At 59.3% G+C, this 22,527-nt stretch carries 22 protein-coding genes, 1 pseudogene and 1 riboswitch; of the genes and pseudogenes, 6 read left to right on the forward strand and 17 right to left on the reverse strand.

Features of this window, described 5'->3' with window-relative positions; all coding sequences use genetic code 11:
* Positions 1-6: 6 nt before the first annotated feature.
* From ACOKCT_RS02730 to moaA, 6 genes are all read right to left on the reverse strand, one after another.
* The gene (locus ACOKCT_RS02730; RefSeq protein ID WP_103178769.1) at positions 7-714 is read right to left on the reverse strand and encodes a Bax inhibitor-1 family protein; all 708 of its coding nucleotides are present in this window, start codon (positions 712-714) and stop codon (positions 7-9) included.
* A gap of 58 nt (positions 715-772) precedes the next feature.
* Positions 773-1,225 (reverse strand): molybdopterin synthase catalytic subunit MoaE, encoded by a 453-nt coding sequence (moaE, locus tag ACOKCT_RS02735; protein ID WP_103178768.1) that lies wholly within the window; start codon positions 1,223-1,225, stop codon positions 773-775.
* A 1-nt stretch (position 1,226) separates the two neighbouring features.
* Entirely contained in the window at positions 1,227-1,472 is a 246-nt protein-coding gene (moaD, locus tag ACOKCT_RS02740) for a molybdopterin synthase sulfur carrier subunit (protein WP_103178767.1), read from the reverse strand.
* Positions 1,465-1,950: a cyclic pyranopterin monophosphate synthase MoaC gene (gene moaC, locus ACOKCT_RS02745; protein WP_156654129.1), complete on the reverse strand. Its 486-nt coding sequence runs from the start codon at positions 1,948-1,950 to the stop codon at positions 1,465-1,467. Before moaC ends, moaD begins: the two co-directional genes overlap by 8 nt.
* 3 nt (positions 1,951-1,953) lie before the next feature.
* Positions 1,954-2,466, reverse strand: coding sequence for a molybdenum cofactor biosynthesis protein B (moaB, locus tag ACOKCT_RS02750; protein WP_156654128.1), 513 nt, complete (start codon positions 2,464-2,466; stop codon positions 1,954-1,956).
* Between the two features lie 20 nt (positions 2,467-2,486).
* Complete coding sequence (moaA, locus tag ACOKCT_RS02755) at positions 2,487-3,476, reverse strand: GTP 3',8-cyclase MoaA (RefSeq protein WP_114387623.1); 990 nt, start codon at positions 3,474-3,476, stop codon at positions 2,487-2,489.
* Positions 3,464-3,598, reverse strand: a riboswitch (molybdenum cofactor riboswitch). Its footprint overlaps the gene before it by 13 nt.
* Positions 3,599-3,823: 225 nt before the next feature.
* Between moaA and yvcK the strand changes: the two genes are divergently transcribed.
* Positions 3,824-4,732, forward strand: a complete 909-nt coding sequence (yvcK, locus tag ACOKCT_RS02760; protein WP_103178763.1) for a uridine diphosphate-N-acetylglucosamine-binding protein YvcK — start codon at positions 3,824-3,826, stop codon at positions 4,730-4,732.
* A 92-nt stretch (positions 4,733-4,824) separates the two neighbouring features.
* Here yvcK and uvrB read toward each other — a convergent pair whose 3' ends face one another.
* Positions 4,825-6,840, reverse strand: a complete 2,016-nt coding sequence (uvrB, locus tag ACOKCT_RS02765) for an excinuclease ABC subunit UvrB (protein ID WP_103178762.1) — start codon at positions 6,838-6,840, stop codon at positions 4,825-4,827.
* A 745-nt stretch (positions 6,841-7,585) separates the two neighbouring features.
* Here uvrB and ACOKCT_RS02770 point away from each other — a divergent pair.
* A complete protein-coding gene (locus tag ACOKCT_RS02770; protein WP_420193134.1) occupies positions 7,586-8,290 on the forward strand; it encodes an ABC transporter ATP-binding protein in 705 nt (234 codons plus the stop codon).
* Here the strand turns inward: ACOKCT_RS02770 and bioD are convergent.
* The 4 genes from bioD to bioB are packed head-to-tail and all read right to left on the reverse strand — an operon-like array spanning position 8,250 to position 11,880.
* The gene (bioD, locus tag ACOKCT_RS02775) at positions 8,250-8,954 is read right to left on the reverse strand and encodes a dethiobiotin synthase (RefSeq protein WP_168192008.1); all 705 of its coding nucleotides are present in this window, start codon (positions 8,952-8,954) and stop codon (positions 8,250-8,252) included. The genes ACOKCT_RS02770 and bioD overlap by 41 nt on opposite strands.
* Positions 8,947-9,702, reverse strand: a complete 756-nt coding sequence (gene bioC, locus ACOKCT_RS02780; protein WP_156654127.1) for a malonyl-ACP O-methyltransferase BioC — start codon at positions 9,700-9,702, stop codon at positions 8,947-8,949. Before bioC ends, bioD begins: the two co-directional genes overlap by 8 nt.
* The gene (gene bioF, locus ACOKCT_RS02785) at positions 9,686-10,843 is read right to left on the reverse strand and encodes an 8-amino-7-oxononanoate synthase (protein ID WP_420193135.1); all 1,158 of its coding nucleotides are present in this window, start codon (positions 10,841-10,843) and stop codon (positions 9,686-9,688) included. Before bioF ends, bioC begins: the two co-directional genes overlap by 17 nt.
* Positions 10,840-11,880 carry a biotin synthase BioB gene (gene bioB, locus ACOKCT_RS02790; protein ID WP_103823529.1) on the reverse strand — a complete coding sequence of 347 codons (1,041 nt, stop codon included), beginning with the start codon at positions 11,878-11,880 and terminating at the stop codon, positions 10,840-10,842. Before bioB ends, bioF begins: the two co-directional genes overlap by 4 nt.
* Before the next feature lie 69 nt (positions 11,881-11,949).
* On the opposite strand from bioB, the gene bioA reads away from it, so the two are divergent.
* Together bioA and ACOKCT_RS02800 are read left to right on the forward strand one after the other, a co-directional pair.
* Positions 11,950-13,257: an adenosylmethionine--8-amino-7-oxononanoate transaminase gene (gene bioA, locus ACOKCT_RS02795; protein ID WP_156654125.1), complete on the forward strand. Its 1,308-nt coding sequence runs from the start codon at positions 11,950-11,952 to the stop codon at positions 13,255-13,257.
* A 44-nt stretch (positions 13,258-13,301) separates the two neighbouring features.
* Positions 13,302-13,778, forward strand: coding sequence for a kinase inhibitor (locus ACOKCT_RS02800; protein ID WP_103178756.1), 477 nt, complete (start codon positions 13,302-13,304; stop codon positions 13,776-13,778).
* 141 nt (positions 13,779-13,919) lie between these two features.
* Here ACOKCT_RS02800 and hutH read toward each other — a convergent pair whose 3' ends face one another.
* The 5 genes from hutH to hutI form a co-directional block, all read right to left on the reverse strand.
* On the reverse strand, positions 13,920-15,440 hold the full coding sequence (hutH, locus tag ACOKCT_RS02805; RefSeq protein WP_263951096.1) for a histidine ammonia-lyase: 1,521 nt from the start codon (positions 15,438-15,440) through the stop codon (positions 13,920-13,922).
* Positions 15,440-17,125 (reverse strand): urocanate hydratase, encoded by a 1,686-nt coding sequence (gene hutU / locus ACOKCT_RS02810; RefSeq protein WP_420193136.1) that lies wholly within the window; start codon positions 17,123-17,125, stop codon positions 15,440-15,442. The genes hutH and hutU overlap by 1 nt, the downstream gene beginning before the upstream one ends.
* 125 nt (positions 17,126-17,250) lie before the next feature.
* Positions 17,251-17,985, reverse strand: coding sequence for a histidine utilization repressor (locus ACOKCT_RS02815; RefSeq protein ID WP_103178753.1), 735 nt, complete (start codon positions 17,983-17,985; stop codon positions 17,251-17,253).
* A gap of 44 nt (positions 17,986-18,029) precedes the next feature.
* Positions 18,030-18,968, reverse strand: coding sequence for a formimidoylglutamase (gene hutG / locus ACOKCT_RS02820; RefSeq protein WP_156654122.1), 939 nt, complete (start codon positions 18,966-18,968; stop codon positions 18,030-18,032).
* Positions 18,965-20,188 (reverse strand): imidazolonepropionase, encoded by a 1,224-nt coding sequence (gene hutI / locus ACOKCT_RS02825; protein WP_159339333.1) that lies wholly within the window; start codon positions 20,186-20,188, stop codon positions 18,965-18,967. The genes hutG and hutI overlap by 4 nt, the downstream gene beginning before the upstream one ends.
* A gap of 268 nt (positions 20,189-20,456) precedes the next feature.
* On the opposite strand from hutI, the gene ACOKCT_RS02830 reads away from it, so the two are divergent.
* Positions 20,457-20,639 (forward strand): hypothetical protein, encoded by a 183-nt coding sequence (locus ACOKCT_RS02830; RefSeq protein WP_159339266.1) that lies wholly within the window; start codon positions 20,457-20,459, stop codon positions 20,637-20,639.
* Between the two features lie 330 nt (positions 20,640-20,969).
* On the opposite strand, the pseudogene ACOKCT_RS02835 reads toward ACOKCT_RS02830, so the two are convergent.
* Positions 20,970-21,068, reverse strand: a pseudogene (locus ACOKCT_RS02835) (recombinase family protein); the annotation flags it as partial.
* Positions 21,069-21,515: 447 nt separating this feature from the next.
* Between ACOKCT_RS02835 and ACOKCT_RS02840 the strand changes: the two are divergent.
* Positions 21,516-22,133 carry a hypothetical protein gene (locus ACOKCT_RS02840; protein ID WP_325940417.1) on the forward strand — a complete coding sequence of 206 codons (618 nt, stop codon included), beginning with the start codon at positions 21,516-21,518 and terminating at the stop codon, positions 22,131-22,133.
* Positions 22,134-22,527: the final 394 nt, after the last annotated feature.

Here is a 22,527-nt window from a genome sequence, read left to right on the forward strand (position 1 = left end):
TATTACTTAACGACGGTTGCCGAAGATGCGCAGCAGCATCAGGAACAGGTTGATGAAGTCCAGATAGAGCGTCAGCGCCCCCAGAATGGAGTATTTACGCAGATTAGAGCTGTCGCGCACGTCAATCTGCTCGCCAATGTTTTTCAGCTTCTGGGTGTCATACGCCGTCAGCCCGACAAAGACAATCACCCCGATATAGGTCACCGCCCACATCAGCGCTTCACTCTTCAGCCAGAAGTTCACTAGCGACGCCAGCACGATACCAATCAGCGCCATAAACAGCATGTTGCCAAAGCCGCTCAGGTCGCGTTTAGTGGTGTAGCCGTAGAGACTCATCGCGCCAAACATCCCGCCGGCCACCACAAAGGTGCTGGCGATGGAGGAGTAGGTGTAGACGAGGAAAATACTGGAGAGCGTCAGGCCGGTCAGCGCCGAATAGAGCATAAACAGCGTGGTGGCCATCCCGGCGCTGAGCTTATGCACCAGCCCGGAGAGGACAAACACCAGCGCCAGCTGGGCGATGATCAGGCCAAAGAAGGTGATTTTGCTGGAGAAGACAAACATCATCACCGCAGGGGTATTGGCGGAAAACCACGCGACAAACGCGGTGAGCAGCAGGCCGCAGGTCATCCAGCCATAGACCTGGGCCATGTAGGTTTGCAGCCCGGTACGGCTCTGCTGCACGATGGAATCGGAACGGGGAAATCTGTCCATAACACACTCCTTTTTAAGTGGACACACTGTTAAAGCCTAACACATCCCGGCAATCCGGCTACCAGCGGTTGGCGGCTTCCTTGTCGCTGTCGCGGGACTCGACCCAGCGATCGCCCTCCGGGGTCGCTTCGCGCTTCCAGAACGGGGCGCGGGTTTTCAGGTAATCCATAATAAACTCACCCGCCGCAAAGGCGCTGCCGCGATGGGCGCTGGTGACGCCAACGAAGACGATCTCCTCCCCCGGCCACATCTCGCCGATGCGGTGGATGACGGTCACGCGGCCGAGCGGCCAGCGCTGACGCGCCTGTTCAACGATCTCCGCCAGCGCTTTTTCCGTCATGCCGGGATAGTGCTCAAGGGTCAGCGCTTTTACGCTGTCGCCGAGATTATGGTTACGCACCTTGCCGGTGAAGGTGACCACCGCGCCATCTTCGTCACGCTCAGCCAGCCAGTTATACTCCGTGCCGACGTTAAAACGCGCCGGTTCGACCAGGATTTTGGTGTCACTCATCTCAGCCCCCGGTCACCGGTGGGAAGAAGGCCACCTCATCGCCCGGTTTGACCGGATGCGTGAACTCCACCAGCGTCTGGTTTACCGCCGCCAGCAGTTTGCTCGCGTCCAGCGCCAGCGCCCAGCGGTCGCTTTGCGCCGCCAGATGCGCCCGCAGCGCTTCGACGTTTTCCACCTCGATATCCAGCGTCAGGCTGTCGGTATTCACCAGCTCGCGCACCTGCGCAAAAAACAGTACTTTAATCATGCTCTTGTGCCCTGAAATCACCCGATTTTCCCCCGCTTTTCGCCAGCAGGCGAACCGGGCCGATAACCATATCTTTCTGCACCGCTTTGCACATGTCGTAGATGGTTAATGCCGCCACGGAGGCGGCAGTTAAGGCTTCCATCTCCACGCCGGTTTTCCCGGTCAGGCGGCACAATGATTCGATGCGCACGCGGTTCTGCTCCGGTTCGGCCCGCAGGTTGACCTCCACTTTGCTGAGCATCAGCGGATGGCACAGCGGGATAAGCTCCCAGGTGCGTTTGGCGGCCTGAATGCCGGCGATCCGCGCCGTAGCGAAGACGTCCCCTTTGTGGTGGCTACCGTCGATAATCATCGCCAGCGTCTCCGGGAGCATGGTGACGAACGCTTCCGCGCGGGCTTCACGCACGGTTTCGGCCTTGGCGGAGACATCCACCATATGGGCTTCGCCCGCGGCGTTAATGTGGGTCAGTTGCGACATAGCTTATTTCTTCAGGTGAGGATGGAAATTACACGGACGCGTGCGGGCATCCAGCTGCGGGGCGATAATGTTTTCCCACGCGGTGCGGCACGCTTTGGTGGAACCTGGCATGGCAAAAATCACCGTGTTGTTGGCGATCCCTGCAACAGCGCGCGACTGTAGGGTCGAGGTGCCAATCTCTTCAAACGAGAGCATGCGGAACACCTCGCCGAAGCCTTCGATCTCGCGATCGAAAAGCGGCAGCAGCGCTTCCGGGGTCTGATCGCCTGCGGTAAAACCGGTGCCGCCGGTGATCAGCACCACCTGGACGTTATCGCTGGCGATCCAGCGCGACACTTCCGCGCGAATGGCGTAGCGGTTCTCTTTGACGATGGCCTTGTCGACGATCTGATGCCCGGCCTCGTGGGCCGCATCGCGCAGCCAGTGGCCGGAGGTGTCATCCTCTTCGCCGCGGCGTTCAGAAACGGTAAGAATAGCAATACGCGTCGGGATAAATTCAGCGCTTACCTGACTCATCTTCTGGTTCCTTGTAGCGATTACCCGCCAATGTATGACAGGTTCTGGGTGATCCCGGTGTTGCCCTGATGCAGGAAGTGGGTCTGTTTTTTGTGCATCAGCGCCTCAGAAATGCGTGCTTCCAGCGCCGCCTGCTGCGCATCATCGGCCAGCAGATCGCGCAGGTCGACGCCGCCGTCGCCAAACAGGCAGAGGTGCAGCTTGCCCACCGACGAGACGCGCAGGCGGTTACAGCTGGCACAGAAGTCTTTTTCATACGGCATGATAAGGCCAATCTCCCCTTCGTAGTCGGGGTGGCAAAAGACCTGCGCCGGGCCATCGCTGCGCTGGCGAAGCTGGTGGATCCAGCCGCGTTTGAGCAGTTCATCGCGCAATACCATGCCGGAGATGTGATGACGGGAGAAGAGGTCGCTGCCCTCGCCGGTTTCCATCAGCTCAATGAAGCGCAGCTGAATGCGGCGGGGCTTGATCCACGCCAGGAAGGTATCCAGCTGATGGTGGTTCACATCGCGCATCAGCACGGTGTTGACCTTCACCTTGTCGAAGCCGGCCGCAAAGGCCGCGTCGATACCTTCCATCACCTGGTGGAATTTATCCTGTCCGGTGATGGCGTGAAACTGGCGGGCATCCAGACTGTCGACGCTGACGTTGATGGCTGTCAGCCCCGCGTCGCGCCACTGCGCGACATCGCGCGCCAGACGATAGCCATTGGTGGTGACCGCAATCTGGCGGATGGCGTCGTTCTCACGCACCGCCGCGATAATATCGGTGAAGTCCCGGCGCAGCGAGGGTTCGCCGCCGGTAAGACGGACCTTCTCCGTTCCCATGGCGGCAAACGCGCGCGTGACGCGGCGCACTTCATCCACGGAGAGAAAGCCGTTATTGGTGACGCTGCCAGGCTTATAGCCATCCGGCAGGCAGTAGGTGCAACGGAAGTTGCACACATCGGTAATCGACAAACGCAGGTAAAAAAACTTACGCGCGAATGCATCGGTAAGTTGTGAAGCCATGTACACCTTTCCTGATACGGGAGGCACAGTCATTTCTTCCTGTACCCTGGTGGCAAAAGCGCCACGGCCAGAGCGCCATATCTGTCGACACAGGCGCAAAGGCTAGAGTGTATGTTTTCAATGATGAAAACGTGGTTATGTCGATAGTAGCGTGTTAAAGCGAGGTTCGCTATCGTCGACTTACGCTATATAAAAATGTATATAGAGAGCTAATCGTGCAATTTCGGTTCAGAATACGTCATTATCACATTTTTGCATTGATATACGTCATTTTGCGCGGGTCGCAGCATCGTCATTTAGGAGTAGTTGCGTTACTGTTTACATGTTGGTCTTAATAAGGAATTTTTATGCGCAATCGCACTTTTGCGGATCTTGACCGGGTGGTCGCTCTCGGCGGAGGCCATGGACTGGGCCGGGTCATGTCCTCCCTGTCATCGCTCGGCTCCCGCCTGACAGGGATCGTCACGACCACCGATAATGGCGGCTCAACCGGGCGCATCCGCCGCTCCGAAGGCGGTATCGCCTGGGGAGACATGCGCAACTGTTTAAATCAGCTTATCACGGAACCGAGCGTGGCTTCGGCCATGTTTGAGTATCGTTTTGCCGGTAATGGCGAGCTTTCCGGGCATAACCTTGGAAATCTGATGTTAAAGGCGCTGGATCACCTCAGCGTGCGGCCTCTGGAGGCGATCAATTTAATCCGCAACCTGCTTAAAGTGGACGCCTTTCTCATCCCCATGTCCGAGCTTCCGGTTGATTTGATGGCAATCGACTGCAACGACCATGAAGTGTATGGCGAAGTGAATATCGATCAGCTTGCCCTGCCCCCGAAAGAGCTGATGCTCTACCCCACTGTCCCGGCGACCCGCGAAGCGGTAGAAGCGATTGGTGAAGCGGATCTGATCCTCATCGGCCCCGGCAGTTTTTACACCAGCCTGATGCCGCTCCTGCTGATTAAAGAGCTGGCCCAGGCGCTGCGGCGCACGCCCGCCCCGGTGGTCTATATCGGCAATCTGGGTCGCGAACTCAGTCCGGCCGCCGCCGGGCTTTCGCTGGCCGCAAAGCTGGCGCTGATGGAGCAGTATGTCGGTAAAAAGATCGTCGATGCGGTAGTGGTCGGGCCGAAAGAGGATATCTCAGGTATGGAGGGCCGGGTGGTGGTGCAGGAGCCGCTCGAAGCAAGCGACATCAAGTACCGTCACGACCGGCATCTGCTCCGCGTGGCGCTGGAGAGGGCGATTCAGGCGTTGGGTTAGCTTGTGCGGCCTGTAATGCCCGGTGGCGCTTCGCTTACCGGGCCTACAGGCAGCGTGCCGCTGTTGAGCCGATAAGCGCCACCGGGTACAAACTACGACGCGGCTATGAATAAATCCCGCAGCTGATGCAGCTGGTCGCGGATCTGCGCCGCCTCTTCGAACTCCAGGTTCTGTGCGTGCTGCATCATCTGCCCTTCCAGCTCGTGGATTTTCTGCTGCAGCGCTTTCGGCGTCAGTGCCACGGTATCGGCCTCAACCGGTGAGCGCGACTTGCCGCGACCCTTGGTTTTGGTTTTCGCGATATTCTGTCCGAGCTGCAGGATATCCACCACCTTCTTGTTGAGCCCCTGCGGAACGATCCCGTGCTCTTCGTTATAGCGTTGCTGCTTCTCGCGACGGCGTTCGGTTTCGCCGATCGCTTTCGCCATCGACGGGGTGATCTTATCCCCGTAGAGAATCGCTTTGCCGTTAACGTTTCGTGCCGCACGGCCAATGGTCTGGATCAGCGAGCGCTCGGAACGCAGGAAGCCCTCTTTGTCGGCGTCCAGAATCGCCACCAGCGACACTTCTGGCATATCCAGCCCCTCACGCAGCAGGTTGATCCCCACCAGCACATCGAACTCGCCAAGACGCAGATCGCGGATAATCTCCATGCGCTCCACGGTGTCGATATCCGAGTGCAGATAGCGCACCTTCTCACCGTGCTCTTCGAGGTATTCGGTCAGGTCTTCCGCCATCCGCTTGGTCAGGGTCGTCACCAGCACACGCTCGTTAATAGCCGACCGGGCGCGGATCTCCGAGAGCAGGTCATCTACCTGGGTGGCCACCGGGCGTACTTCGATAATCGGGTCCAGCAGGCCGGTCGGACGCACCACCTGATCCACCACTTCGTCGCCCGACTTCTCCAGCTCGTAGTTACCTGGCGTAGCCGACACGTAGATGGTTTGCGGCGCCAGCGCCTCGAACTCTTCAAACTTCATCGGACGGTTATCCAGCGCCGACGGCAGACGGAAGCCGTACTCCACCAGGGTCTCTTTACGCGCCCGGTCGCCACGATACATCCCGCCAATCTGCGGAATGGTGACGTGGGATTCATCCACCACCAGCAGGCCATCCGCCGGCAGGTAGTCAAACAGGGTTGGCGGCGCTTCGCCCGGCCCACGGCCAGAGAGATAGCGCGAGTAGTTTTCGATACCGGAGCAGTAGCCCAGCTCGTTCATCATCTCGAGATCGAACTGGGTACGCTGGCTGATACGCTGCTCTTCCAGCAACTTGTTATTTTCTAACAGCACCCTGCGACGATCCGCCAGTTCAACCTTGATGTCCTCCATCGCCTGCACGATGCGCTCGCGCGGGGTGACGTAGTGGGTTTTCGGGTAGACCGTGAAGCGCTGAATGGTCGATTCCACATGGCCGGTCAGCGGGTCGAACAGCGACAGCCGCTCCACCTCTTCATCGAAAAGCTCGACGCGCAGCGCGAAGTCGTCCGACTCCGCCGGGAAGATGTCGATCACTTCGCCGCGCACGCGGAACGTGCCGCGCTGGAACGCCTGATCGTTACGGGTGTACTGCAGCTCGGCCAGGCGACGCAAAATGGCGCGCTGATCGATAATCATCCCCACGGTCAGGTGCAGCATCATCTTCAGGTAGAGATCCGGGTCACCGAGGCCGTAGATAGCCGACACCGAGGCCACCACCACCACGTCACGGCGCTCAAGCAGCGCCTTGGTTGCGGAGAGACGCATCTGCTCGATATGCTCGTTCACCGAGGCATCTTTCTCGATAAAGGTGTCCGAGCTGGGAACGTAGGCTTCCGGCTGATAGTAGTCGTAGTACGACACGAAGTACTCCACCGCATTCTCCGGGAAGAACTCTTTCATCTCGCCGTAGAGCTGCGCCGCCAGGGTTTTGTTCGGGGCAAGCACCATTGTAGGGCGCTGGAGATCGGCGATCACGTTGGCGACGGTGAAGGTCTTACCCGACCCGGTCACCCCCAGCAGCGTCTGGTGCGCGAGTCCATCCTCCAGCCCCTCTTTCAGACGGCGAATCGCTTCAGGCTGATCGCCGGAAGGACGGAAAGCGGAATTCAGTTTGAACGGTTTACTCATGAACGGCGACCTGATGATGGTTAATACGGCAGGTGAGTAATTTTACTCCTGATGGCTATTTTTGCCAGTAAATTATACTGGACATAAATCCAGTGGCAACCGCGTCGTTTTGTGCCACCCTGGGTAAGAATCAAACGAAGCTGCACAAAATTTCGGCTGCGACGGGATAAAATTCCATCAACGCACGGTTATCCCCAGAACTTTTTATTTTTTAACATTTGTCAAGGCGAGACGCCGGACTTAAGCGCATTATCGTGACCGTTTAATGACAACGATTGATTTTATTTAACGCATTGATTTAATTTAATCTTTTCAAAAAGACGCGTTTCGCAGCAATTCAGGCGCAGGCCGCGTATTCTCTCGCTTACCTCGCGTTTTCTAACTCTAATGCACATGGTTATCCACAGGAATAGTGGATAACTGCCTCCAGCCCATACGGAGCGTGACTCGGCTAATTCCCGGTTTTTACCCACAGCGCGACGGTAAAAATTTTTTATCGCCCAATTTTGGCGATCTGTTGCCAAAAATTGGATAACGAATTGACGAGACACTGCTCACATTTTGTTCAAATAGTCGCTGCACCAGGCTCACCCTTTGGGGCACCGGGGCAGTGCACGCTTCCTGGCTACCTGCGCTGTTTACTGAGGGGATTCCGAAAAAACGGGGTTTAATCCTCCTTTTCAGGTCGATGGCAAGAGTCTTGCACTGTACCCGAGGTCATCGATGCCTGTTAAGGAGAAACACCATGTTGAGCCTGCGTGCCGTTAATCAGTATTACGGGGATCGCCACACCCTGTGGAACGTTGACCTTGATCTGCCGCCCGGCGTCTGTACCGGGGTGGTCGGACTGCCCGGAATGGGAAAAACCACCCTCGTAAACTGCATCGCCGGCCTGCTGCCTATTGCCAGCGGTACGATGGTCTGGCATGACGCCGGAGCCTCCCCTTGTGAGTGGCTTCCGGGCGCAGAAATTGGCTTTGTCCCACAGGAGAGGCGGATTTTTTCCCAGCTGACGGTAGAAGAGAACCTGCATATCGCGCGGATGGCAAAAGGGAGCGTGGGCGGGTCGGTGAGTAGCGAAATTTTTGAGTTCTTTCCGGAGCTTTACCCGCTACGTCAGCAGCGGGCGTCAGGACTGAACGACAACCAGCAGTACCAGCTGGCACTGGCGAACGCGCTGGTCACCCGCCCTCGCCTGCTGATCCTCGACGAGCCCAGCCGTGGCGCCAGTCCGCTGTTTAGCATCAGGCTGGCGCAGTTGCTGCTCAGGTTTAACCGCGAACTGGGGCTAACGGTGCTGCTCGCCGAGCAGCACCTGTCGCTGATCCGCCGGGTGGCGGAGCGCTTCTGCCTGCTTTACCGCGGGCGAAACGTGGCCCAGGGCCGCGTCAGCGAGCTGGATGACCCGCTTATTGCCCACTGGATGGGGCCGACGGCGCCAGTGCGCTGAGAGAGAGATAACGCCCGATATCCGCCGTGTCGGCCTGCTCGCCAAGCCAGGGGATTTCGCCCAGCAGCGGTGCAGGCAGTACGCGTTTCAGCGTTGCCATGTATTCGCCATGACGTTTGCCGGGGGCTACCACCCCATTGGCTATCCAGCCTGCAACATGCAGCCCCGCCTGGCGGATCGCCTGGGCGGTCAGCATGGCGTGGTTGATGCAGCCCAGCTTCACCCCCACCACCAGGATCACCGGCAGGCGCTCGGCGATTGCCCAGTCGGCGAAGGTCTGCTCCGGGGAGAGCGGCGTAAACCAGCCGCCCGCCCCTTCCACCAGCACCCAGTCGGCCTGGCTTTCCAGCGCGCGTAGCCCGGCTGAAAGCGCACTGAACTCGATGGGTCGTTGCTCTTCCGCGCTGACGATATGCGGCGAGGTGGGCTCCGCGAAGGTGTAAGGGTTCACCGCCTGATAGCTGAGCGCCACGCTGCTGTTGCGCTGTAGCGCCAGCGCATCGCTGTTACGCAGCCCTTCCGCGGTCATTTCGCTGCCCGAGGCCACGGGCTTATACCCGGCGGTGTTGCGGCCCAGCGCACGTGCCGCCTGTAGCAGGGCGGTGCTGGCGACGGTTTTTCCGACCTCGGTGTCGGTGCCGGTGACAAAATAGCGTTCAGTCACGTTCGATAATCCCATGAAAAAGTTGATAAGAGAGCGGGTATTTGCCATTACGCTGCGGCCAGGCCTGCGCCAGATCCTGCAGCTGTCCCCGGGTTAAGGGCCTGGCGGCCCGCCCGGCGTGCAGATGGGTGGCGCCGATCCCCTTCAGGGAGTGCATGGCGCTGAGCGCATCATCAAAGTGCAGCGTGATGGTCTGGACCGCACAGCGGTGCCGCCAGCCATCGAGGGCATCGTTTACCTCTTCCCGGCTCAGAAAGCGGTTGGTGTGCGGCTGCGTGTCTACCGCCTGCCAGGCCTGCTTCAGCTCCGGCAGGGAGCCGTTCAGCAGCGTGGTAAAGGCCACCCTGCCTCCGGGCTTCGCCACGCGACAGAGCTCCGTCAGCGCCTGCGGCAGGCTGGCGCACCACTGCACCGCCAGATGGCTCCAGACCAGGCTGAACTGCGCATCCGCCAGCGGAATGGCTTCGATATCCGCCTGCAGATAGTGGTCGGCCGCCCGGTTGCGGCGCGCTTCCTCCAGCATCGGGGCGCTGAGATCCATCGCCGTCACCACGCTGCCACTTCTGCGCCAGGCGAGGCTGTTGCTGCCCGGGCCACAGCCGGCGTCCAGCACGCTGGGGAAGGCGTTTTCTGCGAGCAGCGCCCGTAGCCCGTCAGCACTTTGCCGCTGGAGCGCGTCGTGGCGGGAATAGCTCTGCGCCGCCCGGCCAAAGGCGGCGGCAATGGCCTGTTTATTCACTTGCGACATGCAGCGCCTCCAGTAACGCGGTGATGTCTGCCGCTTCATGGGCCGCCGTCAGGGTCAGGCGTAAGCGCGCCGTGCCCGCCGGTACGGTAGGCGGACGAATGGCCGTCACCCAGATCCCCTTCTCTCTGAGGGTCTGCGCCAGATGCAGGGCGCGCGCGTTTTCGCCCACAATCAGCGGCTGAATGGCGCTTTGCGAGGCGGTGATCTCAAGCGGAAGGCCGCTCACGCCTGCGCGGAACTGGCTGATAAGCCCCGAGAGCCGCTGCCGCCGCGCCTCCCCTTCGTCGCTGCGAATAAGGTTAAAGGCTGCCAGGAGCGCCACCGCCTGGGCAGGGGGCATGCTGGTGCTGTAGATGAGATGTCGGGCAAACTGCAACAGATAATCAGCCACCGGGTCGCTGCACAGTACCGCTGCGCCGCTGATGCCAACGCCTTTGCCAAAGGTGACCACCAGCAGCTCGGGTTTGACGCCCAGATGTGCCGCACTGCCGCGCCCTTCTGGCCCGGTGACGCCAATGCCGTGAGCATCGTCCACCAGCAGCCAGCTGCCCTGACGCCGGGCCACAGCATGGATATCGACCAGCGGGGCGCTGTCGCCATCCATGCTGAAGATCCCCTCGGTCACCACCAGCTGCTGGCCCTCGCAGGGTATATCCAGCAGCGAAGCGAGCTGAGCGGCATCGTTATGGGCGAAGCGCCGGAGCTGGGCCGGGCTGTGACTGGCCGCTTCCAGCAGGGAGGCGTGGCTTAAGCGGTCGGCCACAATGCGATCGTCCTTGCCGGTCAGGGCAGCAATCAGCGCCTGATTGGCAGCAAAGCCGGAGATAAACAGCAGCGCCCGGGGGTAGCCGAGCCAGTCGGCGAGCTGCTCCTCCAGCGCCTGATGCGCGCGGGTATAGCCGCTGACGTGGCCGGAGCCGCCACTGCCCACGCCATACTGCTCCGCCCCCTGTTGCCAGGCGCGGATAAGGGCCGGATGCTGGCTCAGGCCGAGATAGTCGTTGCTGGAGAAATTAGAGTAGCGCCGCTGGTCGCAGGTGAGAAAACGGCCTGCGCCGTTCTCCACCGGGGTGCGCACGCGCAGCGCCTCTGCCGCCCGACGGGCGTCGAGGGCGGCATCAATACGTTGCTGCCAGGTCATAGCGTCGCCGCGTTATAGAACTGGTCGGTATCGGCGTTGAAGAGCTGCTGTTCCAGCTGGTGCTGCTGTTCGTTATCGCCGGTGAGAACCGCGGTCTGCTGCGGATTAAGCCCCAGCTTGCGGAACAGCTGGACATCTTTGTCCTCTTCCGGGTTCGGGGTGGTGAGCAGTTTGCAGCCGTAGAAGATAGAGTTGGCCCCGGCCATAAAGCACATCGCCTGGGTCTGCTCGTTCATCTGCTCGCGGCCCGCCGAGAGGCGCACATAAGAGGTTGGCATCATCACCCGCGCCACCGCAATGGTGCGGATGAAATCAAAGGCGTCAACGTCGTCGTTATCGGCCAGCGGAGTGCCCTTCACCTTCACCAGCATGTTGATCGGCACGCTTTCCGGCGGGGTCGGCAGGTTCGCCAACTGCAACAGCAGACCGGCGCGATCGGTGACCGTTTCGCCCAGCCCCACGATGCCGCCCGAGCAGACCTTAATGCCCGCCTCACGCACTTTATCCAGCGTGTCCAGCCGCTCCTGGTAGGTACGGGTGGTGATGATATTGCCGTAGAACTCCGGGGAGGTGTCGAGGTTGTGGTTGTAATAATCGAGCCCCGCCGAGGCCAGGCGCTGCGCCTGGCTGTCATCCAGCGTGCCGAGGGTCATGCAGGCCTCCAGCCCCATCGCCTTAACGCCCTGTACCATCTGTTCGAGGTAAGGCATGTCGCGCTCGTGCGGGTTTTTCCACGCCGCGCCCATGCAGAAGCGGGTCGACCCGGCGTTTTTCGCCTGACGCGCCGACTCCAGCACCTGCTCCACCTCCATCAGCCGCTCGGATTCGAGGCCGGTTTTGTAGCGCGCACTTTGCGGGCAGTATTTACAGTCTTCCGGGCAGGCGCCGGTCTTGATCGACAGCAGCGTACTGACCTGAATCTGCTGCGGATCGAAATGCTGACGGTGGATCTGCTGCGCTTCAAACAGCAGTTCAAGAAGGGGTTTTTCAAATAATGCAGTGACTTGCGACATTGTCCAGCGAGTCTGGTGAGCCATGGGGCATCTCCAAAGGGGTTTAGTTCAGCGTGGTTTCGGTTTATGCTTGTAAACCTAAATGTTTTCAAAATGGTTTACAAGTCGATTATGACAACGGACGATCTCGCCTTCGATCGGCAACATATCTGGCATCCTTACACCTCCATGACCCAGCCCCTGCCGGTTTATCCGGTGACGGAAGCCCACGGCTGCGAGCTGACGCTGGCCAACGGCGAACAGCTGGTAGACGGGATGTCCTCATGGTGGGCGGCCATTCACGGCTACAATCACCCCCGGCTGAACAGCGCGATGAAAGCGCAGATTGACCGCATGTCGCACGTGATGTTCGGCGGGATCACCCATCCTCCCGCGGTAGATCTCTGCCGTCGGCTGGTGGCAATGACCCCCGACGCGCTGGAGTGCGTGTTCCTGGCCGACTCCGGCTCGGTGGCGGTGGAGGTGGCGATGAAAATGGCGTTGCAGTACTGGCACGCCAAAGGCGAATCCCGCCAGCGGTTCCTCACCTTCCGTAACGGCTATCATGGCGACACCTTCGGGGCGATGTCGGCCTGCGATCCCGACAACTCGATGCACAGCCTGTGGAAGGGCTACCTGCCGGAGAACCTCTTTGCCCCGGCGCCGCAGAGCCGCTTTGACGGCGAGTGGGATGAGAAGGATATGGTCGGCTTTGCCCGCCTGATGGCCGCCCATCGCCACGAGATTGCCGCGGTGATCCTTGAGCCCATCGTGCAGGGTGCCGGCGGCATGCGCATCTACCATCCCGAATGGCTGAAGCGCATCCGCAGGATGTGCGACCGGGAAGGTATCCTGCTGATTGCCGACGAGATTGCCACCGGCTTCGGGCGCACCGGTAAACTGTTTGCCTGCGAGCACGCGGGGATTACGCCGGACATTCTCTGCCTCGGCAAAGCCCTGACCGGCGGCACCATGACCCTCTCCGCCACCCTCACCACCCGCCTGGTGGCCGAGACCATCAGCAACGGCGAGGCGGGCTGCTTTATGCACGGTCCGACCTTTATGGGTAACCCGCTGGCCTGCGCCGTCGCCAGTGAAAGTCTGGCATTGCTGGAGAGCGGCGAGTGGCAGACCCAGGTGGCCGCCATCGAAGCCCAGCTGAAGGATGAACTGGCGACGGCGCGGGAGGCAGAATGTGTCGCCGACGTGCGGGTGCTGGGGGCCATTGGCGTCGTCGAAACGACTCACCCGGTGAACATGGCGGCGCTGCAACGCTTCTTTGTGGCGCGCGGCGTCTGGGTGCGGCCGTTCGGCAAGCTAATCTATCTGATGCCGCCGTATCCGATCAGCCGTGACCAGCTCAGCAAGCTGACCGCCGCGGTGGTGGATGCCGTACAGGAACCTGCGCACTTTACGATCTAGTTTATGCGTTACACTTCTGGCTGAGCTTATTACGGAGGAACAGTATGAAACTCATCAGTAAGGATCTGCGCGACGGCGATAAACTCCCGCTGCGCCACGTGTTTAACGGTATGGGCTATGAGGGAGATAACATCTCTCCGCATCTGGCGTGGGACGAGGTGCCGCCGGGCACCAAAAGCTTTGTCGTGACCTGTTATGACCCGGACGCCCCTACCGGCTCCGGCTGGTGGCACTGGGTTGTCGCCAATATCCCGGCCGATATCCGCGTGCTGCCGCAGGGGTCAGGCTCGTCGCTGGTGGCGCTGCCGGAGGGTGCCGTAGAGACCCGCACCGATTTTGGCAAAGCGGGATACGGCGGCGCGGCACCCCCTAAGGGCGAAACCCATCGCTATATCTTCACGGTGCATGCGCTGGATGTGGAAAGGATTGAGGTAGATGAGGAGGCGAGCGGTGCAATGGTGGGCTTTAACGTCCATTTCCACACCCTGGGAAGTGCCTCCATCACGGCGATGTATTCATAAAAAAGCAGTCCCGGAAACCGCACAAAACCGTAGGCCCGTGCAAGCGCAGCGCCGCCGGGCATTTGCCGGGTGGCGGCTTCGCCTTACCCGGCCTACGTTGGCATTTGTAGGCCCGGTAAGCGTAGCGCCACCGGGCGTGTATTACAGGAAGGCCGGTAACATCGCCGCCAGACTCCCTTTCTTCAGCAGATCCATCGCTGCATCAATGTCCGGGGCGAAGAAGCGATCATCATCATAGTGCGCCACCTGCTCCCGCAGGATATGACGCGCCTGCTCCAGCAGCGGGCTGGAGGTGAGGCCATCACGCAAATCGCAGCCTTGCGCTGCCGCCAGCCACTCGACCGCCAGCACGCCACGGGTATTACCCGTCATCTCCCATAAGCGACGGCCTGCTGCCGGGGCCATTGAGACATGGTCTTCCTGGTTGGCGGAGGTGGGCAGACTGTCCACGCTGTGCGGGTGGGACAGCGCCTTGTTCTCGCTCGCCAGCGCCGCGGCGGTGACCTGGGCAATCATAAAGCCGGAGTTCACCCCGCCATTGCGCACCAGGAACGGCGGCAGCTGGGACATATGTTTATCCATCATCAGCGCGATACGGCGTTCAGAGAGCGCGCCGATCTCGGCAATCGCCAGGGCCAGATTATCCGCCGCCATCGCCACCGGTTCGGCATGGAAGTTGCCGCCGGAGACCACCTCACTTTCCGCCGCGAAGACCAGCGGGTTGTCGGAGACGGCATTGGATTCCACCAGTAGCACCTCTGCCGCCTGGCGCAGCTGGGTCAGGCAGGCGCCCATCACCTGCGGCTGACAGCGCAGGGAGTAGGGATCCTGCACCTTGTCGCAGTTATGATGCGAGTCGGCAATGGCGCTGGTGTCGGTCAGAACGTGGCGGAACAGCGCCGCGGCGTCGATCTGCCCGCGCTGGCCGCGCACCTCGTGGATGCGGGCATCAAACGGACGCCGGGAGCCGAGCACCGCTTCGGTGGTCAGCGCCCCGCAGACCACCGCCGAGGCAAAGAGATCTTCAGCTTCAAACAGACCGCGCAGGGCAAAGGCGGTGGAGGCCTGGGTGCCGTTCAGCAGGGCCAGCCCCTCTTTCGCCGCCAGCGTCACCGGGGCCAGCCCCGCTTTTTGCAGGGCGGTGGCGGCCGGGAGCCATTCGCCACGGTAGCGGGCTTTGCCTTCGCCGAGCAGGGTCAGAGACATGTGCGCCAGCGGCGCCAGGTCGCCGGAGGCACCCACCGAGCCTTTGGCCGGGATCCACGGGTAGACGCCCGCATTGACCATGGCAATCAGCGCCTCAATCACGCTCAGGCGGATGCCGGAGAAACCGCGCGCCAGGCTATTGATTTTCAACACCATCATCAGGCGCACCATGTCATCATCCAGCGGGTCGCCCACGCCCGCCGCGTGGGACAACACCAGCGAACGTTGCAGGTTTTCCAGATCGTGGGTGGCGATGCGCGTCTGCGCCAGCAGGCCAAACCCGGTGTTAATGCCGTAGGCGGTGCGCCCTTCGGCAACAATGGCTTCCACGCAGGCGACGCTGTCGTTAATCGCCTTATGGGCCGCCTCATCAAGCGTCAACTGGTGCGGCTGCTGCCAGATCTGGCGCAGCTGGGCCAGGGTCAGGGAGCCGGGCGTCAGGGTTAAGGCGTTCATTAGTGCTTTCCTTGTGTGGCCGCGATCATCGGCAGGTTGAGTCTCTGCTCTTTCGCGCAGTCGATGGCAATGTCATACCCGGCATCGGCATGGCGCATAACGCCTGTCGCCGGATCGTTGTGCAGGACGCGGGCAATACGGGCCGCGGCTTCATCGGTGCCGTCGCAGACGATCACCATCCCGGCATGCTGGGAGAAGCCCATGCCCACCCCGCCGCCGTGGTGCAGCGAGACCCAGGTGGCGCCGCTGGCGGTGTTGAGCAGCGCGTTCAGCAGCGGCCAGTCGGAGACCGCGTCGGAGCCGTCCTGCATCGCTTCAGTTTCGCGGTTCGGGCTGGCTACCGAGCCGGAGTCGAGATGGTCGCGACCAATAACGATGGGCGCGGAGACTTCACCGCTGCGCACCATTTCGTTGAAGGCCAGGCCCAGCTTCTGGCGCCACTCCAGCCCGACCCAGCAGATCCGCGCCGGCAGTCCCTGGAAGTTGATGCGCTCGCGGGCCATGTCCAGCCAGTGATGGAGGTGCTCATCATCGGGAATGATCTCTTTCACTTTGGCGTCGGTTTTGTAGATATCCTCCGGGTCGCCGGAGAGGGCCACCCAACGGAACGGGCCAATCCCGCGGCAGAACAGCGGACGGATATAGGCCGGGACAAAGCCCGGGAAGTCGAAGGCGTTGGTCACGCCCATCTCTTTCGCCATCTGACGGATGTTGTTGCCGTAATCGAAAGTCGGTACACCCTGTTGGCTGAAGGCCAGCATCGCGTTAACGTGGTCAGCCATGGAACGCTTCGCCGCCAGCACGGTGCCTTCCGGATCCTGCTGCGCTTTCTGCTGGTACGCTTCCCAGCTCCAGCCTTTTGGCAGGTAGCCGTGCAGCGGATCGTGGGCGCTGGTCTGGTCGGTGACCAGGTCCGGGCGCACGCCGCGCGCCACCAGTTCCGGTACGATGTCGGCGGCGTTACCGCACAGGGCAATGGAGACGGCCCGTCCCTCGGCGGTATATTTCTGGATGCGTGTCAGGGCGTCGTCCAGCGTTTCGGCCTGCTCATCGACGTAGCGAGTCCGCAGACGGAAATCGATGCGGCTCTGCTGGCACTCAATATTCAGGGAGCAAGCCCCCGCCAGGGTTGCCGCCAGCGGCTGTGCGCCGCCCATACCGCCCAGACCCGCGGTGAGCACCCAGCGGCCTTTCAGGGAGCCGTTATAGTGTTGGCGGCCTGCTTCGACAAAGGTCTCGTAGGTCCCCTGGACGATGCCCTGGCTGCCAATGTAGATCCAGCTGCCGGCGGTCATCTGGCCATACATCGCCAGCCCTTTCGCATCCAGCTCGTTAAAGTGTTCCCAGGTGGCCCAGTGCGGCACCAGGTTGGAGTTGGCGATCAGCACGCGCGGGGCGTTTTCGTGGGTTTTGAACACGCCGACCGGTTTGCCGGACTGCACCAGCAGGGTTTCGTCGCTTTCCAGTTCAGTAAGCGCGGCGACAATGGCGTCATAGCACGCCCAGTTGCGCGCGGCGCGGCCAATCCCGCCATAGACCACCAGCTCGTGAGGGTTTTCCGCCACGTCGGGATCGAGGTTATTCATTAACATGCGCAGCGGGGCTTCGGTGAGCCAGCTTTTGGCAGTCAGCCGGGTGCCACGTGGGGCGCGGATCTCTTGCTGGCGAAACTTACCTGACGACATTGTGTGCTCCTCATAGGGGACAGAATATACAGTAAGATATACTTGTATAGACAAGTGCACACAAGAGCGGTTTTAACAATTACGATACATTTTTGTTATATTGCGTCAGCAATCACGCTTTTCGCTTATGACATGAAATGGCCCTGCAGCCGGTAGCGGTTGCCGGGGAAGAGCAGCCGGGCATGGGAGACGATGTGGGAGGCTGACCATGTGCGGCGGTGGATCAGCAGGCAGGGGTCGTGCTCCTTGATGCGCAGCAGTTCGCACTCCTTCGGCGTGGCCCGCACCGCCTCGACGATATGCTCCCCTTCCGTCAGCGGCGCAACCCGCGACAGATAAGCATGGGGCGTGGTGGTGGTGTAGTCCTGCTGAAGATAGTCCGGCACCAGTGCGGCATTGACGCAGCGATCCTCTATCTGCACCGGGACGTCATTTTCATAGTGCAACATCAGGGAGTGAAAGATGCGCGATCCCTCTTTGACGTTCAACGCTACCGCCTGGGCGGCGCTGGCCTGCGTCTCTTCGAGGAACTGCACTTCACACCGGTGCTGATGGTTGCGGGAGGCGATCTCATCGGCAATGCTGCGGATCTCAAACAGCGCTGACTGCCCTTTTGGCTCGGCAACAAAGGTGCCGACCCCCTGCAGGCGCACCAGCAGTCCCTCATCGGTCAGCTCCCGCAGCGCGCGGTTGATGGTCATCCGGCTGAAGCCGAACTGGGCCACCAGCTCCGCCTCGGAGGGGATACGATCGTGGGGACGCCAGACGCCGGTGGCGATTTGATGGCTGATCGCCTGCTTGACCTTTTCATAGAAAGGGGCTGGCGCACTGGCCTGCTGCTGCGGGGCGCGAGAGAACATAGCAATTCCTTAAGCCGTCATAAAAAATCGAGTATATACAAGCTTTATGCCCACCAGTGAGCGATTTGCCACGCCAGCCGTGCGGCGAGCTTCGCCCCCTGACTGTCACGATCGAAGCCGGGACTGAACTCAACCAGATCGGCCGCCTGCAGTTTGCCGCTGCGACAGATCCGCTCGATAACCGGGAGCAGATCACGGGCGGGAACCCCCAGCGCGGCGGGGGCCGACACGGCGGGCATCTCCCCGGCAGGCATCACGTCGAGATCGAGGGTCAGGTAGACACGATCTGCCTGTTCCAGAAGCGTTGTGAGCGCGTCAAGCGCCTGCTGGCGGAAATCGAGATCCTCCACCAGCGTAACGTTAAGGCGCGCAGCCTCATCCCACAGCGCCTGGGTGTTGGCCGCCCGGCTGACCCCGAAGCAGGCATAACGAAACTCACGCTGCTGTTGTGCGCAGTAGAGCGCCAGCTGGCGGAACGGTGTCCCTGAGGTCGCCTGGCGGGCATTTCGCAGATCGAGATGCGCGTCGAGGTTGATGATTACTACACGCTCGCCGGCAAAGGCATCCAGCACGCCGCGGCCATGGGCCCAGGCGGTTTCATGCCCGCCACCGAACACCAGGGTGCGCATCCCGCCCCGCTGACAGGCGGTGACCGTCTCGCTCAGCGCCTGCTGGGCCGCCTCCAGCGCCTCCCCTTCCACGCGGATGTTGCCGATATCGGTCAGCCGCTCGTGACCCTGATGACTGGCCATGTTCGCCAGCGCCCGGCGTATTACGTCCGGCGCCTGTGCGGCACCGGTTCGGCCCTGATTGCGCCTGACCCCTTCATCGCAGGCGAAGCCAATCAGGGCGATACCGTCGCCGGTCGGCGTTGGCGTGTCGCTAAGTTGCACGGTCTGGAACAGGCGCAGCGCGTTGCTGGCCTCGCTGCTGTCGTCGCGACCCTGCCAGACCTCAGGTGAAACCGGCTGCCATAGGTTCATTCTACTTTTCCTCTGAATACGCGCTGATAAAGCGGGTTACGACCCGGCTCATAGACCATCTCAACCGGGTTTTTCGCATCCCAGATGGCCAGATCCGCCACAAACCCCGCCTTCAACTGGCCATGGGTGTCGCCGCGCCCCAGCGCCCGTGCCGCGTGCCGGGTTACCCCTGCCCACGCCTCTTCCGGGGTGAGACCAAACTGCACGCAGGCCATGTTCATCGCCAGATGCAGGCTGGCGAACGGACTGGTGCCCGGGTTGTAGTCCGTGGCGACCGCCATCGGTATCCCCCGCTGGCGTAACCGCGCAACCGGCGGGCGCTGTCGCTCCTGTAAAAAGTAAAATGCGCCGGGGAGTAACACCGCCACGGTGCCGCTCTGCGCCATCGCGTCGACACCAGCCTCGTCGAGATATTCAATATGATCGGCGGAGAGCCCATGGTAACGACTCACCAGCGCAGTGCCGCCGAGACTGGAGAGCTGCTCAACGTGGCCTTTAATGGGGATGCCCAGCGTCTGCGCCGCCTGGAACACCCGCTCGCTCTGTTCGGGCGTAAACCCGACATTTTCGCAGAAGACATCCACAGCTTCGAAGAGCCCTTTTTCCCACAGTGCAGGCAGCATATGCTGGCAAACATGGTCGATGTAGGCATCCGGATCGTGGCGATACGCCTTCGGCACGGCGTGGGCCGCCAGCAGCGTCGGGCTGATCTCCACCGGGTTGGTCTGTGCAAGACGCCGGGCCACGCGCAGCATCTTCTCTTCGGATTCGTCATCCAGGCCGTAACCCGACTTTATCTCGAGGGTGGTGACACCCTCGCGCATTAAGCGCTGCAAGCGCTGCTGCGCAAGTTGTTCGAGCTGCTCAGGCGTGCTCTCCCGGGTGGCAGTGACCGTGGCGTTAATCCCGCCGCCCTGAGCGCTGATGGTCTGATAGGAGACGCCGTTGAGTCGCTGCTCCCATTCGGCGGCACGATCGCCACCAAACACCAGATGCGTATGGCAGTCGATCAGGCCCGGCGTCACCAGCCGCCCCTGTAAATCGATGGTGTTGGGCAGATCATCCGGCAGGTCAGATTCCGGCACGATGGCCAGGATGGTCTCACCGCGCACAATCAATGCCCGGTTTTCCAGCAGGCCATAGGGGGTGTCGTGGTCGGGATCCAGCGTCGCGAGGCGCAGGTTACGCCAGATCAGATCGTCAGGATAAAGTTGCAGCATCGGGCTTCCACTTGTCATGGGTTGTATAGACATTTATTTTCATTCCTGTCGCCCTGTCAATCGCCTTTACCGAGATTGTTATTTATTTGTGACAACTTCCTCGCTAACCGCGGGAAGAAAAAGCAACTTTTTTGCACTCAACTAAAAGTTTCAGCAGTATTTTTAGAGCATTACTACATGCTCCTTTCATTAGTCATAACTGGCTCGGCACCTATACTTAAAAGTAGATTAGTATGCGAACGATAGAGTCAGAAGGGGTCAGGTAAAGGTGGTTGATGATGGTTCTTTAAGCGTTGAGCGGTCCATGCCCATCAAAGGCGTACTCATGCTGCTCACCAGTGAAAGGGTGCAAGTGTTTGAACCGAAGGCCTTCATCCTGTATCGTCACAACATTGAAAATATCAAGGATATTATCCAGAGCGCTTTCTTCGCTCAACGCATTAGGGCGTAAACCGGACCTCATTGATAAAGTTTTAAAGAATCTGACCTGCCCATATTCCATGTGCACGGTTTTAGGCTAGCCCCCACCTTCTGGGCGTGTGTTTTTCGCGTCATCTGGCTGTGTGGCATCTCGCCTGATGTTGAGCCCTTGGGACCAGCTAAACAACGCGCCGTCAAGGCTGCAGATATACTCGTAACATTTGCAAAAGCATCAAGCGGCCCTGTCCCGTTGTTCTTTTTGAACCGGTTGCCTTTAACAGGAAGATTTGATTCATGCCAGGATATTCGTGCGATACTCGGAGGTGCTTTTTTAGTGACGTCTGTCTTTATCCCGACGTTCCTGCATAGTCATTCTTCCGGCTGCACTTGTCAGGTCAACACCGACGAGATCCAGGCAGTGAAAACGACTATCTAACGCAGCCAGTAGTTCAATCGTTTTCCCTGGCAGCCTGTACAAAACAGTTTTAACGCAGGATATTTTCTGTTTGCCAAGCCGACGCCAAGATTGGCGAAATCAGAGTAATGTATTTAGTGCTGAAGTACTGGATAAATATATTACCCGCTAAATACCGGATGAAATAAAGATGGAAGCTATTACCAATGCTCGCGCGGAGTGCCACGCGCAGCTGATGGCCTTTCAGGAAGAGCTGAACAGGCCGCAGGCAAAGAGTATGTTGAAGAGACGGTAGATGACGTAACGGAAGACGGTTAGACGCCAAAGACAAAGAGTAATTCGCATGCAGACGGGTTATATTTTAACTTAACGCTTAATCTTCTGATTTATTTTAGATACGTTATAATCGTTAATATGTCGTATATGAATATAGAAATTTCAGTTAAGTATTAATCATAAAACGCTATACCAATTTAATTGCGAGGGTTAACAATGAGCGTCAGAAGAGATAGCGACGGAAAATATGTGACAAGTGGACAGCCTTTTAAGCAGTATGATGAAAAATGGCGTGCTGATAACGCAGCTAGCTGGGAAGCCCCCATCAGCCAACCAAACCAGCCGGTTAATAATTCATGGGGAACTATCCAGCAGCCAACATCAACATCGACGTCCATGTCTTATGAAGACCAGCTGGCTTTCGCCAGTGGCGCGCGCAAAGTTCTCGCCTCAATTATTATCTGGTTTACGCTATGGGGCGTTATTTTAGTGCCAGGGCTACAGGCTGCGCAAATGCTCATATATGAAGGGGGGCTTACCTCAATCCTGGCAAGGATAATTTTTTCAATCCTTTATATTGTTTATGTCATCCTATTTGCCCCTCTTCAGTTCGCTTACCTCTTTGAAGTTGGTGACCTGGCAACGCGATTGCTTATTCAGCTAGGGGTGGGAGTTGTACTGTCATTTCTGGTAGTTAAATTCTGGCGGAAGTTAAAGAAAAAAGTATTGTATAGCTTCGCATTTATTGCAGTGCTGGCCTATATAGCCGTTGGGCTGGTGTCGCTTAATAGTGGTCTTTGGGGATCATTTAAGTTTTTCCCGTACTTTAGTTAATATTTTTTCCGTATTGACGTGTTAAATGAGTTAGCGGTGGGCTGTTGCCTACCGCTAACATTACAATTCTGTGATAATGCGAACGATTTCTCGCAGGTGAACTACATCGAATAAAGTTTTTGGCACGGGAGATTATGCCGTCAGTACTCCCCCGCGGGACATCATCCATTGAAATGGTATTACAGCGTGATCTCATAGATGGCGGTGACTTTAACTCTGCACTGATCCGCTCCCTGGCAGCCTTGTTTGACTTTAATGAAATTTACTAATTGATGCTTCTAACACACCATCATTATTAGTAGTTTCTCGAAAAATATTTAATACTTAGTTGCCGAAGCCCAGCCATTAAATATTGATTTTTCCACGATATAGAAAAATAGAAAGGCAAACGGAT

This window comes from Leclercia sp. M-A074-M (assembly GCF_965195605.1).
GTDB lineage: Bacteria > Pseudomonadota > Gammaproteobacteria > Enterobacterales > Enterobacteriaceae > Enterobacter.

Coding starts and splice junctions, on each gene's coding strand:
- ACOKCT_RS02730 (WP_103178769.1), bottom strand. CDS start 714: ATGGACAGATTTCCCCGTTCCGATTCCATCGTGCAGCAGAGCCGTACC.
- moaE (WP_103178768.1), bottom strand. CDS start 1,225: ATGAGTGACACCAAAATCCTGGTCGAACCGGCGCGTTTTAACGTCGGC.
- moaD (WP_103178767.1), bottom strand. CDS start 1,472: ATGATTAAAGTACTGTTTTTTGCGCAGGTGCGCGAGCTGGTGAATACC.
- moaC (WP_156654129.1), bottom strand. CDS start 1,950: ATGTCGCAACTGACCCACATTAACGCCGCGGGCGAAGCCCATATGGTG.
- moaB (WP_156654128.1), bottom strand. CDS start 2,466: ATGAGTCAGGTAAGCGCTGAATTTATCCCGACGCGTATTGCTATTCTT.
- moaA (WP_114387623.1), bottom strand. CDS start 3,476: ATGGCTTCACAACTTACCGATGCATTCGCGCGTAAGTTTTTTTACCTG.
- yvcK (WP_103178763.1), top strand. CDS start 3,824: ATGCGCAATCGCACTTTTGCGGATCTTGACCGGGTGGTCGCTCTCGGC.
- uvrB (WP_103178762.1), bottom strand. CDS start 6,840: ATGAGTAAACCGTTCAAACTGAATTCCGCTTTCCGTCCTTCCGGCGAT.
- ACOKCT_RS02770 (WP_420193134.1), top strand. CDS start 7,586: ATGTTGAGCCTGCGTGCCGTTAATCAGTATTACGGGGATCGCCACACC.
- bioC (WP_156654127.1), bottom strand. CDS start 9,702: ATGTCGCAAGTGAATAAACAGGCCATTGCCGCCGCCTTTGGCCGGGCG.
- bioF (WP_420193135.1), bottom strand. CDS start 10,843: ATGACCTGGCAGCAACGTATTGATGCCGCCCTCGACGCCCGTCGGGCG.
- bioB (WP_103823529.1), bottom strand. CDS start 11,880: ATGGCTCACCAGACTCGCTGGACAATGTCGCAAGTCACTGCATTATTT.
- bioA (WP_156654125.1), top strand. CDS start 11,950: ATGGTTTACAAGTCGATTATGACAACGGACGATCTCGCCTTCGATCGG.
- ACOKCT_RS02800 (WP_103178756.1), top strand. CDS start 13,302: ATGAAACTCATCAGTAAGGATCTGCGCGACGGCGATAAACTCCCGCTG.
- hutH (WP_263951096.1), bottom strand. CDS start 15,440: ATGAACGCCTTAACCCTGACGCCCGGCTCCCTGACCCTGGCCCAGCTG.
- hutU (WP_420193136.1), bottom strand. CDS start 17,125: ATGTCGTCAGGTAAGTTTCGCCAGCAAGAGATCCGCGCCCCACGTGGC.
- ACOKCT_RS02815 (WP_103178753.1), bottom strand. CDS start 17,985: ATGTTCTCTCGCGCCCCGCAGCAGCAGGCCAGTGCGCCAGCCCCTTTC.
- hutG (WP_156654122.1), bottom strand. CDS start 18,968: ATGAACCTATGGCAGCCGGTTTCACCTGAGGTCTGGCAGGGTCGCGAC.
- hutI (WP_159339333.1), bottom strand. CDS start 20,188: ATGCTGCAACTTTATCCTGACGATCTGATCTGGCGTAACCTGCGCCTC.
- ACOKCT_RS02840 (WP_325940417.1), top strand. CDS start 21,516: ATGAGCGTCAGAAGAGATAGCGACGGAAAATATGTGACAAGTGGACAG.